Annotated in this window: 14 protein-coding genes; 8 read left to right on the top strand and 6 right to left on the bottom strand. The window is 64.9% G+C overall.

The window, feature by feature from the left end:
- Positions 1 to 18: 18 nt before the first annotated feature.
- A complete protein-coding gene (gene argC / locus HV711_RS25380) occupies positions 19 to 948 on the top strand; it encodes an N-acetyl-gamma-glutamyl-phosphate reductase (protein WP_035477558.1) in 930 nt (309 codons plus the stop codon).
- A 74-nt stretch (positions 949 to 1022) separates the two neighbouring features.
- On the opposite strand, the gene HV711_RS25375 is transcribed toward argC, so the two are convergent.
- Positions 1023 to 2558, bottom strand: a complete 1536-nt coding sequence (locus tag HV711_RS25375; RefSeq protein ID WP_035477555.1) for a methyl-accepting chemotaxis protein — start codon at positions 2556 to 2558, stop codon at positions 1023 to 1025.
- Positions 2559 to 2703: 145 nt separating this feature from the next.
- Entirely contained in the window at positions 2704 to 3606 is a 903-nt protein-coding gene (locus tag HV711_RS25370) for an AraC family transcriptional regulator (protein ID WP_035477553.1), read from the bottom strand.
- 99 nt (positions 3607 to 3705) lie between these two features.
- Between HV711_RS25370 and HV711_RS25365 the strand changes: the two genes are divergently transcribed.
- Entirely contained in the window at positions 3706 to 4476 is a 771-nt protein-coding gene (locus HV711_RS25365; RefSeq protein WP_035477551.1) for an SDR family oxidoreductase, read from the top strand.
- Here the strand turns inward: HV711_RS25365 and HV711_RS25360 are convergent.
- Positions 4460 to 5356: a LysR family transcriptional regulator gene (locus HV711_RS25360; RefSeq protein ID WP_035477549.1), complete on the bottom strand. Its 897-nt coding sequence runs from the start codon at positions 5354 to 5356 to the stop codon at positions 4460 to 4462. The genes HV711_RS25365 and HV711_RS25360 overlap by 17 nt on opposite strands.
- 102 nt (positions 5357 to 5458) lie before the next feature.
- On the opposite strand from HV711_RS25360, the gene HV711_RS25355 reads away from it, so the two are divergent.
- Positions 5459 to 6322, top strand: coding sequence for an SDR family oxidoreductase (locus tag HV711_RS25355; RefSeq protein WP_035477547.1), 864 nt, complete (start codon positions 5459 to 5461; stop codon positions 6320 to 6322).
- Positions 6323 to 6459: 137 nt separating this feature from the next.
- On the opposite strand, the gene HV711_RS25350 is transcribed toward HV711_RS25355, so the two are convergent.
- Positions 6460 to 7701 (bottom strand): cystathionine gamma-synthase family protein, encoded by a 1242-nt coding sequence (locus tag HV711_RS25350; RefSeq protein WP_035477544.1) that lies wholly within the window; start codon positions 7699 to 7701, stop codon positions 6460 to 6462.
- A 263-nt stretch (positions 7702 to 7964) separates the two neighbouring features.
- Here HV711_RS25350 and HV711_RS25345 point away from each other — a divergent pair, with 263 nt between their 5' ends.
- The 5 genes from HV711_RS25345 to dctA all read left to right on the top strand — a co-directional run bounded on the left by HV711_RS25345 (position 7965) and on the right by dctA (position 12794).
- Complete coding sequence (locus tag HV711_RS25345; protein ID WP_014972414.1) at positions 7965 to 8765, top strand: DUF4118 domain-containing protein; 801 nt, start codon at positions 7965 to 7967, stop codon at positions 8763 to 8765.
- A 1-nt stretch (position 8766) separates the two neighbouring features.
- Entirely contained in the window at positions 8767 to 9648 is an 882-nt protein-coding gene (locus tag HV711_RS25340; protein WP_028359634.1) for an alpha/beta hydrolase, read from the top strand.
- Positions 9645 to 10421: a MipA/OmpV family protein gene (locus tag HV711_RS25335; RefSeq protein ID WP_035477542.1), complete on the top strand. Its 777-nt coding sequence runs from the start codon at positions 9645 to 9647 to the stop codon at positions 10419 to 10421. Before HV711_RS25340 ends, HV711_RS25335 begins: the two co-directional genes overlap by 4 nt.
- Before the next feature lie 88 nt (positions 10422 to 10509).
- The gene (locus HV711_RS25330) at positions 10510 to 11478 is read left to right on the top strand and encodes a LysR family transcriptional regulator (protein WP_013590977.1); all 969 of its coding nucleotides are present in this window, start codon (positions 10510 to 10512) and stop codon (positions 11476 to 11478) included.
- Positions 11475 to 12794, top strand: a complete 1320-nt coding sequence (gene dctA, locus HV711_RS25325) for a C4-dicarboxylate transporter DctA (RefSeq protein ID WP_028359633.1) — start codon at positions 11475 to 11477, stop codon at positions 12792 to 12794. The genes HV711_RS25330 and dctA overlap by 4 nt, the downstream gene beginning before the upstream one ends.
- 67 nt (positions 12795 to 12861) lie before the next feature.
- Here the strand turns inward: dctA and HV711_RS25320 are convergent, their stop codons facing one another.
- Both HV711_RS25320 and HV711_RS25315 read right to left on the bottom strand, forming a co-directional pair.
- A complete protein-coding gene (locus HV711_RS25320) occupies positions 12862 to 13644 on the bottom strand; it encodes a substrate-binding domain-containing protein (protein WP_028359632.1) in 783 nt (260 codons plus the stop codon).
- Positions 13645 to 13697: 53 nt separating this feature from the next.
- Positions 13698 to 14996 (bottom strand): MFS transporter, encoded by a 1299-nt coding sequence (locus HV711_RS25315; RefSeq protein ID WP_035477540.1) that lies wholly within the window; start codon positions 14994 to 14996, stop codon positions 13698 to 13700.
- Positions 14997 to 15036 lie beyond the last annotated feature (40 nt).

Below are 15036 nucleotides of genomic sequence, written 5' to 3'. Positions count from 1 at the left end.
CAGCGGAGTCATTCACGTATGAGCTCTCCCCTCGTTTTCATCGACGGCGACCAAGGCACCACCGGGCTGCAAATCCACGAACGGCTGCGCGACCGTACCGATATCAGCCTGCTCACACTAGCTGGTGCCGAGCGCAAGGATTCGCGGCGGCGCGCAGAAGCCATCAACGCCTGCGACATCGCCATCCTCTGTTTACCGGACGCCGCCGCGCGCGAGGCAGCGGGCGCGATTGTCAATCCTGCCGTCCGGGTGATCGACGCAAGCTCCGCCCACCGCACGCACCGGGACTGGACTTACGGTTTCCCGGAGATGACGCCGGGGCAGGCAGAGCGAATTGCAAACGCACGTCGCGTCACGAACCCTGGTTGCTATCCGACCGGTGCGGTTGGCCTGCTGCGTCCATTGGTACAGGCGGGGCTCGTACCGGGCGACCACCCAGTCAGCATTCATGCGGTATCCGGATACTCCGGACGTGGGCGTGCGGGTGTGGAGGAACATGAAGGATCGGGCGCTGCCCACGCGCCTTCATTCCAGGTCTATGGCCTCGACCTCGCACACAAGCACACACCGGAAATTCAGCAGCACGCAACGCTCGCGCACCGTCCTATTTTCGTTCCTGCGTATGGAGCGTTCCGCCAGGGCATCGTGCTCACGGTGCCGCTGGCGTTGCGGCTGCTCGCTCCCAGCGTGGATGGCGCGGCGTTACACGCATGCCTCGCACGCCACTATGCCGATGCGGCTCACGTACGAGTCTTGCCGCTGCACGAATCGAGCGCCTTGAAGCATCTGGATCCGCAAGTGCTGAACAATACCAACGACATGCACTTGAGCGTATTTCCTGACGTCGAACACGAGCACGTATTGCTGTCGGCGGTTTTCGACAATCTTGGCAAGGGTGCATCCGGCGCTGCAGTTCAGAACCTAGACCTCATGCTCGCACGGCAATAGCGTCCCCTCAACCAACAGTTCCGAGCCGCTCCGAAAGCGCTCGCCGCGCAGCCAAGCGACGCTTACCCTGACGCCTACGACAGCTTGAACGTTGCCGCTGCCGAGTTCAACCGCTGCGCCTGCTCGTCCAGCGACGAGGACGCCGCAGCCGCCTGCTCCACGAGTGCCGCATTCTGTTGCGTGACCTCATCCATCTGCGTGACGGCGCGGCTTACCTGCTCGATGCCGGTGCTCTGCTCCGTCGATGCCGCCGAAATCTCGCCCATGATGCCCGCCACCTGACGGATCGAGCGCTCAATATCGCTCATCCGTTCACCGGCCACTTCGACAAGGCGGTTACCGTCGTCGACTCGCGAAGCCGAACGCTGGATCAGTTCCTTGATGTCCTTCGCCGCCGCGCCGCTGCGTTGCGCGAGCGTGCGCACTTCGGAGGCCACGACCGCAAAGCCGCGGCCTTCCTCGCCGGCGCGCGCCGCCTCGACAGCTGCATTCAGCGCGAGGATATTAGTCTGGAATGCGATGCTTTCGATCACGCTCGTGATGTCCGCAATCTTGCCGGAGTCGGCGGTGATCTGCTGCATCGTGTCCACCACCTGGCGGACCGCAGTTGCGCCGCGCTCCGTCGCTTCGCTCGCGCTGCCCACGAGCGCGTTGGCGTGCTGCGCGTGGTCGGCGTTCTGCTTCACCGTCGCGGTGATCTGTTCCATGCTCGCCGCGGTTTCTTGCAGCGACGCGGCCTGCTCTTCGGTGCGCTGCGAGAGATCGAGATTCCCTTGGGCGATCTCGGCAGAGCCGAGCGCGATGGAGCGGCTCGCCGACTGGATCTCGGCAATCATCGCAGCGAGGCGCGCCTTCATCTCGCCGAGCGCCGCGAGCAGACTGCCTGTCTGGCTGCCGGCCACGTCGAAATGCACCGCGAGATTACCGCCCGCGATTTCGTGCGCGACGTAAGCAGCGTAGGCCGGTTCGCCGCCGAGCATGCGCCGTACGCTGCGCAGCACCGCCCACGCTATCGCGGCAACCGCCACGGCAATCACGAGGGCGATTGCGCCGAGCATCGTCGCCAGTTTTGTAAAGCTGGCGTTGATGTCGTCGTACCAGAAGCCCGTACCGACCCACCAGTCCCAATACGGCACGCCCACCACACCTTGCAGTTTGGGTTCGACGGGCGCGTCCGGACCGCGCTTGATCAGCACGTCGACCAACGCGAAATGCGCCTGCAGCATGCCCTGGCGATAGGCCTCGCTGTCGGTGAGCCCGCTCGTCGTGCGATTGCCGTTGGCTTTCGTGCCGATGAATTTCGCGTTCGGATGCACCAGATTGATGCCGTCCGAAGTCGTCGCCCAATAGTAGCTCTTCGAGTTCGAATTGAGCTGCGACAGGGCGGCCTTCGCCTGCCGCTGCGCCTCCTCGCGTGTCAGCGTGCCGCGCTGCTCCAACTGGTGATACGAATCGATCAGATGCTCGGCTTTTTCCAGCAGGATCACAATCTCGTCGCGCCGTGAATCGATGAGCGCGCTGCGCAGCGTATGCAACGCGGTCGCGGCGACTGCAGCGACGCCGAGCAGCGCGGCGAGAACGAGTGCAAGCAGTTTGGTGGACAGCTTCATGCGATGGCCCCGGCAGATTAACTAGTTGGTACATATATCGGCCGGCGGGGCCTGGTTCTTGAGTTTTCCCCTCTGCGCGTTTACCCGGATACGCCAGTTACCCAATGCTGCTGTGTCGCTGTCCCGCTCACGAGAAGCAGCGCCGTTACTTCCCCGCCCCCCTCCCATACCCCGTCGGCGACACCCCCACATACCGCGTGAACGCAACACTAAACGCGCTCGCCGAGCCATAACCCACCCGCGCCGCGATCGTCGCAACGCTGAGCGTGTTCCGGCGCAGCAGATTCTTCGCGATGGCCATGCGCCACGACAGCAGATACTCCATCGGCGCGACGCCGACCGCGCGGCTGAAGCGCTCGAAGAATGACGAACGCGACAGCGCAGCGATCTTCGCAAGCTGCGCCATGGTCCACGGCTCTTGCGGGCGCTCGTGCATCTGACGGATGGCGAGCGCGAGCCGGGCGTCGGCGAGGCCGCGGACGAGCCCGGGCGACGCTCCCGTCTGCGTGGAGCGCAGCGCTTCAATCAGGAGTACTTCCAGAAGGCGCGCGAGCACGACCTCGCGCGCGGGCCGCCGTGCTTGCGACTCCTCCCGCACCAGCTTCACGAGTGTCGCGAGCCTGCGGTCGCCGCGCACGAGCACCAGCTCGGGCAGAAGCGAAACAAGCAAGGCCGCATCCGGCGACCCGAACGCGCACAGCCCCGCAAGCCATTGCGCATCTGGCGCGGCCGACGCATCGCCGAAACGGAAGCTGCCGTCGGGCAGCGGCGTGGGCGCGAGATTCGGCGCGGCGTCGGGGCCCGGTGGGTCGATGCTGGTGATCTCAAAGCCGAAAACCTCTGGCACGAGCACGAAGTCGTCGGCCCGCAGAATAAGCGGCTCGCCGCCATTGACCGACAGACGCAGCGATCCTTCGAGCACCACGCAATAGAACGGCTGCCCGACCTCCGTGCGGCTCGCGCGCCAGCGCCCCGCGCCGCTAAGCACTTTGGAAAACGTGGGCGCCGGTTGCAGCAACGCGACGACTTCCGCCAGCGGGTCGACCATGGCCGGACGATCTCTAATGAAAAGTGGACGTTCGATTATAGCGAGTCCGGCCTGCGACGCGCTATCGTGTGGCCACTGTCACCGACCACAGGAGTCGACATGAAGACCGTATTGATCACAGGTTGCTCGTCCGGGTTTGGCCTTGAAATCGCCCGTCATTTTCTGGATCGCGACTGGCGCGTCGTCGCGACGATGCGCACGCCGCGCGAAGACGTGTTGCCGCGTTCCGATCGCCTATCCGTTCTCGCGCTCGACGTGAAGGATCCGCAAAGCATCCGCGCTGCGATCGAGGCCGCCGGCCCCGTCGACGTGCTCGTCAACAATGCGGGCATCGGCTTTCTCAACGCGCTCGAAGGCACGCCGATGGACACCGCACGCGACATCTTCGAGACCAACACGCTCGGCACCATCGCGATGGCCCAGGCCGTCGTGCCGCAATTGCGCGAGCGCCGCGCGGGCGTGATCATCAATGTGACGTCGACCGTCACGTGCAGGCCGCTGCATCTGCTGTCGGTCTATACGGCCAGCAAGGCGGCCGTCAATGCGTTCAGCGCATCGCTCGCGCTCGAACTGGAGCCGTTCGACGTGCGCGTGCGTGTCGTGCTGCCGGGACGCGCGCCGTCTACCCGCTTCGGCGAGAACGCGCAGGCACGCATGAAAGAGGGCTTTCCCGAGCCGTACAGCGCGCTGGTGCAGCAGGTTTTTGCGAACTGGCAGAAGGAGACGGCCGTCACGCATGCATCGGACGTCGCCGAAGCCGTATGGCTCGCTGCCACCGATCCGTCGAGCCCCTTCAGTATTCCCGCGGGCGAAGACGCTGTGGAGTGGTACAACGCGCGCGCTCAGCACCTCCTTACGCCGGCTCTATAAATCCCGCGAGTTCCTCGGGTTGTCCCAACGGAAACGCCTCCTTGATGTGATCGAGAAAGGCGGAAACGCGAGGGCTCAGCAAGCGCCGCGAAGGATAAAGCGCCCACAGTGCAATCTCAGGGCCGTCCACATCGCCCCAATGCGCGAGCCGGCCGGCTGCGATGTCATGACCCACGAGCGACAGCGGCAAGCTCGCGGCCCCCACTCCGAGACGCACGGTATCGCGAACCATGATCAGCGATGAGAGGTAAGCCACCGGCTCGATCGCGATGCGCGAATTTCCCTTCGGACCCCTGACGTCCCACGCGCCAATCGGATCGTTTCCGCCGCGCAGCACAGCCGGAACGCTGGACTTGCCCTTCGGCCGCGCCAGACCCGGCCTGGCCACGACAACCAGCCGGTCGCGCAGGAACACCCTGCCGATCAGCCTCTCGTCGGGATCGGGGTTGACGCGGATCACAAGGTCGTAGCCCTCCTCGATCATGTCGACGGGGCGATCTTCCGTCGTGACTTCGAGCCGGATCTCGGGATATTTCAGCGCGAAGGTGGCAACGAGCTTGCCCATGGCGAGCTGCGAAAAGAGCGCCGGCGCGCTGATGCGCAGCCGGCCGCGCGGTTCTTCGCTACCGGACGCGATGGCCGCGGCGCTCTCTGCAAGCTCGGTCAGGAGCGCGCCCGTGCGCTCGTAAAGCGCGCGCCCTTCCTGCGTGAGTTTCAATCCGCGCGGCCCGCGTTCGAACAGCCTGAGGCCGAGACTGCTCTCCAGTTCGCTCACCCTGCGCGAGAGCGTGGCCTTCGGACGCTCCGTCGAACGGGCGGCCTCCCCAAAGCTCCCGTGACGGGCGACGAGATTGAATTCAGCGAGAGCAAGCAGATCCATGTGTTCCACCAGTGAGACACCGTGTCTATTTATAGCATCTTCCGGACCGTAGATGGATCACTTACCTTAGAGCTGTCCCAACCCACTCAAGGAGTGAACATCATGACAATCCTCGTAACCGGTGCCACCGGCCGTGTTGGCCGCCAGGTCGTCAATCAACTCGTCAACCGCGGCGCCGACGTGCGCGTGCTGGTGCGCGATCCGTCGAAAGCGGACTTCCCGCCGGCCGTGACCGTCGTTCAGGGAGATATGCTCGACCTGGACTCCCTCCGCAAAGCCTTCGCCGGCGTGCGCACGCTGTTTTTGCTCAATGCCGTGGCGGCCGACGAGTTCACCCAGGCGCTCATCGCGCTCAACGTGGCTCGCGAATCGGGTGTCGAGCGCGTGGTCTATCTGTCGGTCATCCACGCCGAGCGGTTTGTGAATGTGCCGCACTTTGCCGTGAAATCCGGCGCCGAGCGCATGATCGAAGAGATGGGATTCAGCGCGACGATTCTGCGTCCGGCTTACTTCATGGACAACGAGCTCATGATCCGCGACGTGATCGTCAACCGTGGCGTCTATCCGATGCCCATCGGCAGCAAGGGCGTCGCGATGATCGACACGCGCGACATCGCGGAAGTCGCGGCCATCGAACTGCTGCGTCGTAACGATGCGCCCGGCAAACTGCCGCTCGACATCATCAACCTGGTCGGGCCCGACACGCTGACGGGTGCGAAGCTGGCCGCTATCTGGTCCGAGGTGCTCGGCCGCCCGGTTGCCTATGGCGGCGACGATCCGAGCGGCTTCGAGCAGAACCTGGCGACGTTCATGCCGACATGGATGGCCTATGAGATGCGCCTGATGGCCGAGCGCTATGTCAGCGACGGCATGGTGCCGGAGGCGGGAGACGTCGAGCGTCTTACCGGCATGCTGGGCCGCCCGCTGCACGCGTATCGCGAGTTCGCCGCAGCGCTCGTTGGCTGACCCGCAAGCCCCGCCCGATGCCGCCCAATCGTCGGAGACGACTGGACGCGCATCGAGCGGGGCATCTCGCCGGCGACCCGCACGCACGCGCGAGACCTCAGCCTGCTTCTTTTAAGGCGGCCGTGCAGCGCGGCAGCTTACGCGGCCAGCTTGAGCGCCTGCTCGAAGTCCGCCAACAGATCCTCAATGTCTTCAATGCCCACCGACAAGCGCAGCATGCCGTCGGAAATGCCCATCGCCTTGCGCGTCTCGGCGCCCGCCTCGAAGAAGATAGTGGGCGCGACCGGAATGATGAGCGTGCGCGTGTCGCCGAGACCCGTCGCCTTGATCGGCAAGCGCAGTGCGTTGACGACCTCCGCCATGCGCGCTGCGTCGCGCAATTCGAACGACAGCAGCCACGACGCGCCCTTGAACAGCGCCTGCGCGACGCCGTGTTGCGGATGGCTCTCGAGCCCCGGATAGAACACCTTGCCGATCGCTTCATGGTCCTCCAGGAAACGCGCCAGCGTCAGCGCGTTGTCGCTGCTCTGCTTCACCCGCAACGCGAGCGTCTCGGCGCCCATCGCGATGGAGTGCGCCTGCTCCGACGACAACGACGCCCCCATGTCGCGCAAACCCTTCTTGCGGATCTGCAGCAGACCCTGCTCCTTCGCCGGTGTACGCCGGTAGTCGTCCGCGATATTCGGATACGCGCTCCAGTCGAACAGGCCCGTGTCCGTCACCGCCCCGCCGAGCGCGGCGCCATGGCCCGCGATCGTCTTGGTGAGCGAGTTGACGACGAGACTGGCGCCGACCGCTTTCGGCCTGAACAAGGCCGGCGACGTAATGGTGTTGTCGACCACATAGACGATGCCGCGCTCGCGGCACAGCTCGCCGATACCCTGCAAGTCGGGAATCTGCGTGCCCGGATTCGCGATGGTTTCGACGAACACCATCCGCGTATTCGGCTGCAGCGCGTTCTTCACGTTCTCTGCGTCGCCGGCATCGACGGTTGTCACTTCCACGCCCAGCGTGCGCAACGTGCCGAACAGGCTGTTCGTGTTACCGAAAACGTAGCGGCTCGACACGAGGTGATCGCCCGCACGCAGCAGCGTGAGGAAGATCGCGGTGATCGCAGCCATGCCGGTGCCGAAGCAGATGCTGCCGAGCCCGTCTTCGAGGCTCGTGATCTTGCGCTCGAGCGCGGCGGTGGTGGGCGTGCCCTGGCGCGCGTAGTTGAAGCCGCCCTTGCGCGTGCCCTGAAACACGCCGATCAGATCCTCGACGCGCTCAAAGCCATATTGCACGGACGTATGAATCGGTTGACGCACACCACCGTGCTCGGTGCCCGTGATCCTGTCGCCGTGCACGATGCTCGTGGTAAAGCCTTGCTTGTCCATCGTTTGTTCGCCCTTGAAGTCGATTACAGCGGCACATTATGGCCGCTAACCCATGGCCGCGCGATCTTCGCCGCCGCTGCGGGTGAACATATTATGCGCTTCGGGCGCCATGCCGCCGACGGGACACAGGGCACGATCCGCGACGCGCGATTACAATGCCCGGTCGATGAAGTCAGTCGCGTTGCAGACCTCGCGCGGTCTGCTCAAGCTTTTTTACCTATCGCCGTTATCAAGGTGAAAGGTCATATCTTCGCGTCGAATGCATGGAAGTCAGAAATTCAAGGCGGTGGGCGCCGCGCGGCCGTAACAGGTGGATCGTCGCGGCGGCGGCCCTCGTTTCAGCCGCCATCGTCAGAACGCTGCTGCACCCGTTGCTCGGGCCGGTCATGCCGGGCGCATCGTTTCTCATTGCTGCCGTGCTGGTCGAGTACTACTGCGGCCTCGCGCCCGCGATAGGCGTGATGCTGCTCGGGTTGTGCCTCGCCGACTATCTTTTCGTGCCGCCCTATGGACACATCGACGTGATCGACGCGTCCGACATCCGCCTGCTGATCTCGTATCCGCTCGTTACTATCCTCGTCATCACGCTCGTCGAGCGCCTGAGGCGCGCGCAGTACCGCGCGGAACTGCTCGGCGCCGTGGCGCAATCGCGCTATGAAATGCTGCTGCGCCATGACAACGAGCGGCTGCTGGCGCGCCGCGCGACGGATGAAATGCATCGCATGCTGCATCACATCGCCCAGTATCAGCGCACGCTCATCCTCATCAAGGCGCTCGATCCCGCCAACAGCCTGCCGCCGGGCAGCTTCGTCGCCGCTGGAGCCACCGCCATGCCCGACGGATCGACAGACGACGCGTCGTTGCATGCCGGCATCGCGTATTGCACGAAGCACGCGCAAGTGCACCAGGAGGACCTGGCCCGCGTCAGCGGCCATCTCACGCCGGGGCACCACCGCATGCGCTTCCTGTCCGGCGGCCGCGACGACTGGCGGCCGGTGGAATGCGTGTGCGAGCGCTTCATCACGTCCTCCGGTGAATTCCTGATTCTGCGAGCGGAGGACTGACATGAGCGCCTCCCCTCTTTCGAGCATGGAAACCGGCGATCACGCCGTCCTGCTGCTGCACGGTCTGTCGAGCTCGCCGCTGGAGCTGCGCTTTCTCGCCCGCCTTCTCGCCGACGAGGGCTTCGTCACTCATACGCCCGAGTTGCCCGGCTACAGCGCAGGCACCGGACATCAGCCGATGGAGCAGTGGATCAGCGCCGCCGTCGCCGAGTTCGACAAGCTCGCCGCGCGCCACCGCCATGTCTCCGTCTGCGGTCTCTCGATGGGCGCCACCCTCGCCGCCGCGCTCGCGCACGAACGGCCGGCCGCGCGCGCCTTGCTGCTGCTGTCGATCACATTGAGCTACGACGGCTGGGCGATCCCGTGGTACCGCTTTCTGCTGGACTACGTCTATTACACGCCGATGCGCTCCCGTTACCGCTACCGCGAGCACGAACCGTACGGCCTGCGCAACGAAGCGTTGCGCTCCAAGATCGCGCGCGCGATGCAGAAGAACGACATCAGCGAAGTCGGACCCGCGTCCATCAGCATGCCGGCGCTGCACGAGGCCGGCCGGCTGGCGGGCTGGGTGCGCAAGAAGCTGAAGGGCGTCCGGACGGACTGCCTGATTCTCCATGCCATCGACGACGAGACCTCGAGTCCGCACAATGCGCGATTCGTCGGCACGCACATCGGGGCTTCTTTTCTGCGAACCATCTGGCTTGACGACTCCTATCACATGATCACGTCCGACAACGAGCGCGAAGTCGTCGCGCGCGAATGTGCGCTTTTTCTGCGGGAAAGCGTGGCGGCCACCGTCTCCAGCACGACACCCACGCCGGTGATCTCGCGCGCGCTTGCGCGCCGCCTGCGGCAACTGGCGACCGTAGCGAGGAAAGAATGAAGCGGGCATTCATCACGAGCGCGTTGGGCGCCTTCGCGATAACCGGCATGGCAAGCGCGGCGCAGGCCGCCGAGACTCAGGCGGCAAGCGACTGGAAAATATCGGTCGGACCTGGCTTGTATGTGTTTCCGAAATATCCCGGTTCGTCGCAGCTTCAGGTGCTGCCCTTTCCGGTCCAGGACATTTCGTGGAAGGACCGCGTGTTCTCGCAAGGCCCGGATGTACTTGGCGTGAATGCGCTGCTCGGCGAGAACTACCACGTCGGTGCATCGCTAAGCTTCGATTTCCAGTCGCGCAGCGCATCGGACGACGCACGTTTGCGAGGCTTGCCCGACGTGCATTACGGACCGAAGCTGCGTCTTTTCGCCGACTACACCTGGTGGGCCTTCACGGGTTCGGCGGCGGTGTACCAGGACATCGCAGGAACAGGGCAAGGGCTGACCGCCATGGCGGACCTCTTCGTGTCCGCGCCGCTCGGCAACCTGCTGCTGTCCGTGGGACCGGGCGTGACGTGGGCCAACGCCACCTACACGCGGACTTTTTTCGGCGTCAACGCTCAGGAAAGCGCCGCCTCGGGCCTGCCTCAATACGCGACAGGCTCCGGCGTGCGGGACGTGCATTTCAACGTGAACGCCACCTACAAGTTCAACTCGCACTGGTCGGCCAACGCCGCCGCCGTGATCGGACGTCTGCAAAAGAGCGCCGCCGGCAGCCCGATCACGCAGCGCCGGCTGGATCTGAACGGCATGGCGTCGGTTTTGTACCGGTTCTAGTGAGCACAAGTCGAACCGGGTACTTCACAATGGCCGCTTCCGGATGCGTCATGCACAATGCCCGCATCCAGGATGGGGAGAGTGACCCGTGGGCATCAACTTCGATTTGAACGACCTGCAGGCGTTTCGCGCGGTAGTGGAGCTCGGGAGCTTCCGCAAAGCCGCCGAGGCGGTCAGTATCTCGCAGCCGGCTTTGAGCCGCCGCATCGAAAAGCTCGAGGAAGCACTCGGCGTGCGTCTTTTCGAACGCACCACGCGCAGCGTGACGCTCACCACCGTCGGCCGGGTATTCGCGCCGAGCGCGGAACAACTGCTCGACGACCTCGACGTCGCGCTGCTCGGCATCCGCGATGTTTCGTCGAGCCGTCTGGGTCATGTGACCATCGCCTGCGTGCCGTCGGTGGCCTACTACTTTTTGCCGGGCGCGATTGCGAGCTACCATCGCCGGTTTCCGCGTATCCGCGTCAAGCTGCTGGATTCGAGCGCCAATGAGGTGCTGGGCGCCGTCATCAGCGGCGAAGCGGATTTCGGCGTGAGTTTCATGGGCAGCCAGGAGCCCGAGGTCGAGTTCAAGCTGCTGCTGCAGGAGCGCTTCGTTGCGGCTTGCCGTCGCGACCACCCGCTCGCGCGCAAGAAGCGCGTGACGTGGAACGAGCTTTATGAGCACGACTACGTTTCGGTCGACAAGACTTCCGGCAACCGCCTGCTGCTCGACCAGGCGCTCTCGTCCGTCGCGCCGCGTGCGCCGAGCGTCTGCGAAACGCGCCATGTCACGACCCTGCTCGGCCTGATCGAGGCGGGGCTCGGCGTTGCTGCCGTGCCGTCGATGGCCATGCCCGGACGCGATCACCCCATTCTCACCAGTGTGCCGCTCGTCGAACCGGTGGTGAAACGGCGGGTGGGTATCGTGAGGCGCCGCGGGCGGCCACTCACGCCGGCCGCGCAGGAGTTTCACAAAACCATTCTCGACATGCGGCGCAGCGGCGTTGCAAGCAGCAATGCTTCCGGCGAAACATCTGCTCCGGCACGGCAGACGGGCAGGAAAACCGCCCTGTGAGCCTCGCACGATCCCTTCGCTCCCTGTATGTGCAAGTACTGCTGGGCATGGTAGCCGGCATCGCGCTCGGTCACTTCCTGCCGCACGCGGGCGCGCTGCTCAAACCGCTGAGCGACGCATTCGTCGGCCTTGTGAGGATGATGATTGCGCCGATCGTCTTCTGCACGATCGTCTCGGGCATCACGTCGCTGGCGAGCAGCAAGGCGATCGGACGCACCCTCTTTCAGGCGCTCGCGCTCTTCTATTTTCTGACCGCGGTGGCGCTCGTGCTCGGGCTCGTCACCGCCTTCGTGTTGCAACCCGGCGCGGGCCTGCATATCGACGCGCACCGTCTTGACGCGACCATCCTCGCGCAATACGGCAAGCACGCGGAGCCTCGCGGTCTTGTCGCGTTTGCGCTCGGGGTCATCCCCGAAACGATGCTCGGCGCCTTCGACAAGGGCGAGGTGCTGCCCGTGCTGCTGCTCTCGCTGCTGTTCGGCTTCGCGCTGAATCGGTATCCGAAGGCGGGAACGCCGGTACTCACGCTCATCGACGGTATCGCGCAAAGCCTTTTTCGCATCCTCGCGATGATCATGCGGCTCGCGCCGCTCGGCGCATTCGGCGCCATGGCGTTCACGGTCGGGCGCTTCGGCATTCGCTCGGTCGGCTCGCTGGGCATGCTGGTGGTGTCGCTCTACGTCGCCTGCCTGCTGTTTATCGCGCTGGTGCTCGCGCCGCTCGCGCGGCTGCACGGTTTCGCGCTGTGGCGGCTGTTGCGCTACCTGCGCGAGGAACTGTTGATTGTGCTCGCCACATCGTCGACGGAGCCCGTGCTGCCGCGCCTGATCGCGCGACTGGAGGCGCTCGGCTGCGACAAGGGCGTCGTGGGTCTGGTGCTGCCCGCCGGCTATTCGTTCAATCTCGACGGCACCGCGATCTATCTGACGCTCGCCTCCGTTTTCATTGCCCAGGCGTGCGACGTGCCGCTTTCAGCTACGCAGATCGCGACGATGCTCGCGGTCATGCTGCTCACCTCGAAGGGCGCGGCCGGCGTGTCGGGCAGCGGACTCGTCGCCCTCGTCGCGACGCTGACGGTGATCCCCGATTTGCCCGTCGCCGGGGTGGCGCTGCTGGTGGGCATCGACCGCTTCATGTCCGAGGCGCGCGCGCTGACGAGCGTGATCAGCAACGCCTGCGCGGTGATCTTCGTTTCGATGTGGGAAGGTGCCTGCGACCGTCGGCGTCTGGCACAGCAGCTCGGGGCGGCCGCGCCGGGCGGCGCGGATGGTGAGGACGGCGCAGGGAACCCAGCGGGACATACTTCGGAGACCTGACAGCAAGGCCGCAAGGAAGGCCACCCACGGAGGGCCACCATAAGGCGACCGCCCCTTGCGCTTCACGTCAATGCGCGGAAACCGAATCCAGCCCCGTGGATTGCACTGCGGCCTGTACGCCAGGCGAAGCGAGATAGTCGAGCAGCGCTTTCGCTTCCTGCGGATGCTGGGCGCCGACGGGAATGCCGGCGGCAAACCGCGTCACCGACTGCAGCGACTCCGGAATCTTGCCGACAAACGTCGCACCCTTCACCGGCAACAACTCGCTCACCTGCTGGAAGCCGATTTCGTAGTCGCCGTTCGCGACGACCGAAGCGACCGGAATGCGCGGAATCATCTTCGCCTTCGACTTGACCTGATCCTCGATGCCGAGCTTTTTGAACAGCTCGCGCTCGATATAGACACCGCTCGCGCTGTCCGAGTAGGCGATCGACTTCGCGTGCAGGAGCACCTGCCGGAGGCCTTCCGCCGAGCTGATGTCGGGCTTCGCCGCCCCTTCGCGCACGACCATGCCGATGCGCGAATCGGCCAGCTCGACGCGCGATCCGGGCATGACCTTGCCCTTCTGGATCAGCTCGTCCAATGCATAACCCACCATGATGACGGCGTCCGCGGGCTCGCCGCGCTCGAGCCGGTTGGGAATCGCTTCGGGCGATTTGCCCATCGACGGGCCGAGCGCGGTGTCGAGCGTGTTGCCCGTTTCGGAGGCGAACTTCGGGCCGAGCACTTTATACGCCGCGGTAAAGCCGCCGGAGCTCATGACGTGCAGGTCGGCGGCCTGCACATTCGCTGCAACAAACGAGGTGGCAAGCCAGGCTGCGGCGGCGACTTTCAGAAGCAGATGTCTCATGATTGGAGTCGTGTGTGATGGTGTGGTCAGATTCGTGCGAAGCGCCACGCGCATCAGTGCGCCGGCGTCAGCGTCACCGCGCGGCGGCGATACAGCGCGAAGGTCGCGAGAAGGGCGCACGCGGCGGCAAAGCTCATCCAGTAGCCGGGCGCGGCCTTGTCGCCGGTCATGTGAATGAGCGCCGTCGAGATCGCAGGCGTGAAGCCGCCGAATACGGCCGTCGCGAGGCTGTAGGCGAGCGAGAAGCCCGCGACGCGTACCTGCACCGGCATCACTTCCGTCAGCGCGACGACCATCGCGCCGTTATACATGCCGTACATGAACGAGAGCCACAGCAGCACGAGCAGCATATTGATGAAGCTCGGCGCATGCGCAAGCAGCGAGAGCGCCGGATACGCGGTCGCGATGGCGAGCACCGTCATGCCGACGAGCAGCGGCCGGCGGCCGATCTTGTCCGAGATGGCCCCGCCGATGGGCAGCCACACGAAGTTCGACACCGCGACACACAGCGTGACGAGCAGACTGTCGGCCGTGCTCAGATGCAAGACCGTCTTGCCGAAGGTCGGCGCGTAGACCGTGATGAGGTAGAAGCTCGCGGTCGTCATCGCCACCAGCATCATGCCGGCGATCACCACGGGCCAGTTTTGCGCCAGCGTGCGGAACACCTCCTTCATGGTGGGACGATGCTGGCGCGCCTTGAACTCCTGCGTTTCCTGCAGATTGCGGCGCAGCAGGAAGATGAACGGCACGATCATGCAGCCGACGAAGAACGGCACTCGCCATCCCCACGCCGCAATGGCCGTGGCATTCAGCGACTGATTCAGCGCGAAGCCGAGGGCTGCGGCCACGACAATGGCCACTTGCTGGCTCGCGGACTGCCAGCTCGTGAAGAAGCCCTTGCGGCCGGGCGTCGCCATCTCGGCGAGATACACCGAAACGCCGCCCAGTTCCGCGCCTGCCGAGAAGCCCTGCAGCAGCCGGCCGACCAGCACGAGCGCGGGCGCGAGAAGGCCGATTGTCGAATAGCCCGGCACGAACGCAATGAGAATGGTGCCGCTCGCCATGATGGACAGCGTGACGATCAGGCCCTTGCGGCGGCCCACATCGTCGATATACGCGCCAAGCACGATCGCGCCCAACGGCCGCATCAGGAAACCCGCGCCGAAGACCGCGAACGTCATCATCAACGAGGCGAATTCGCTGGCAGCCGGGAAAAAGACGTTGGCAATCTGCGTCGCGTAAAAGCCGAACAGGAAGAAGTCGAACTGCTCGAGAAAATTCCCGGCCGTGACGCGGAAGACCGCCGCGGCCTTGGACTGGCCCGGGGCGAGGGTAGAGGGGGAGGGGTGCATCGATGTGTCTCCTGAAATCCTGCAACATGCGGTGGTCCGC

Source organism: Paraburkholderia phenoliruptrix (genome assembly GCF_902859825.1).
Lineage (GTDB): Bacteria > Pseudomonadota > Gammaproteobacteria > Burkholderiales > Burkholderiaceae > Paraburkholderia > Paraburkholderia phenoliruptrix.
The sequence above is the reverse complement of the archived record's forward strand: the minus strand, read 5'-3'. Positions and strand labels throughout refer to the sequence as shown.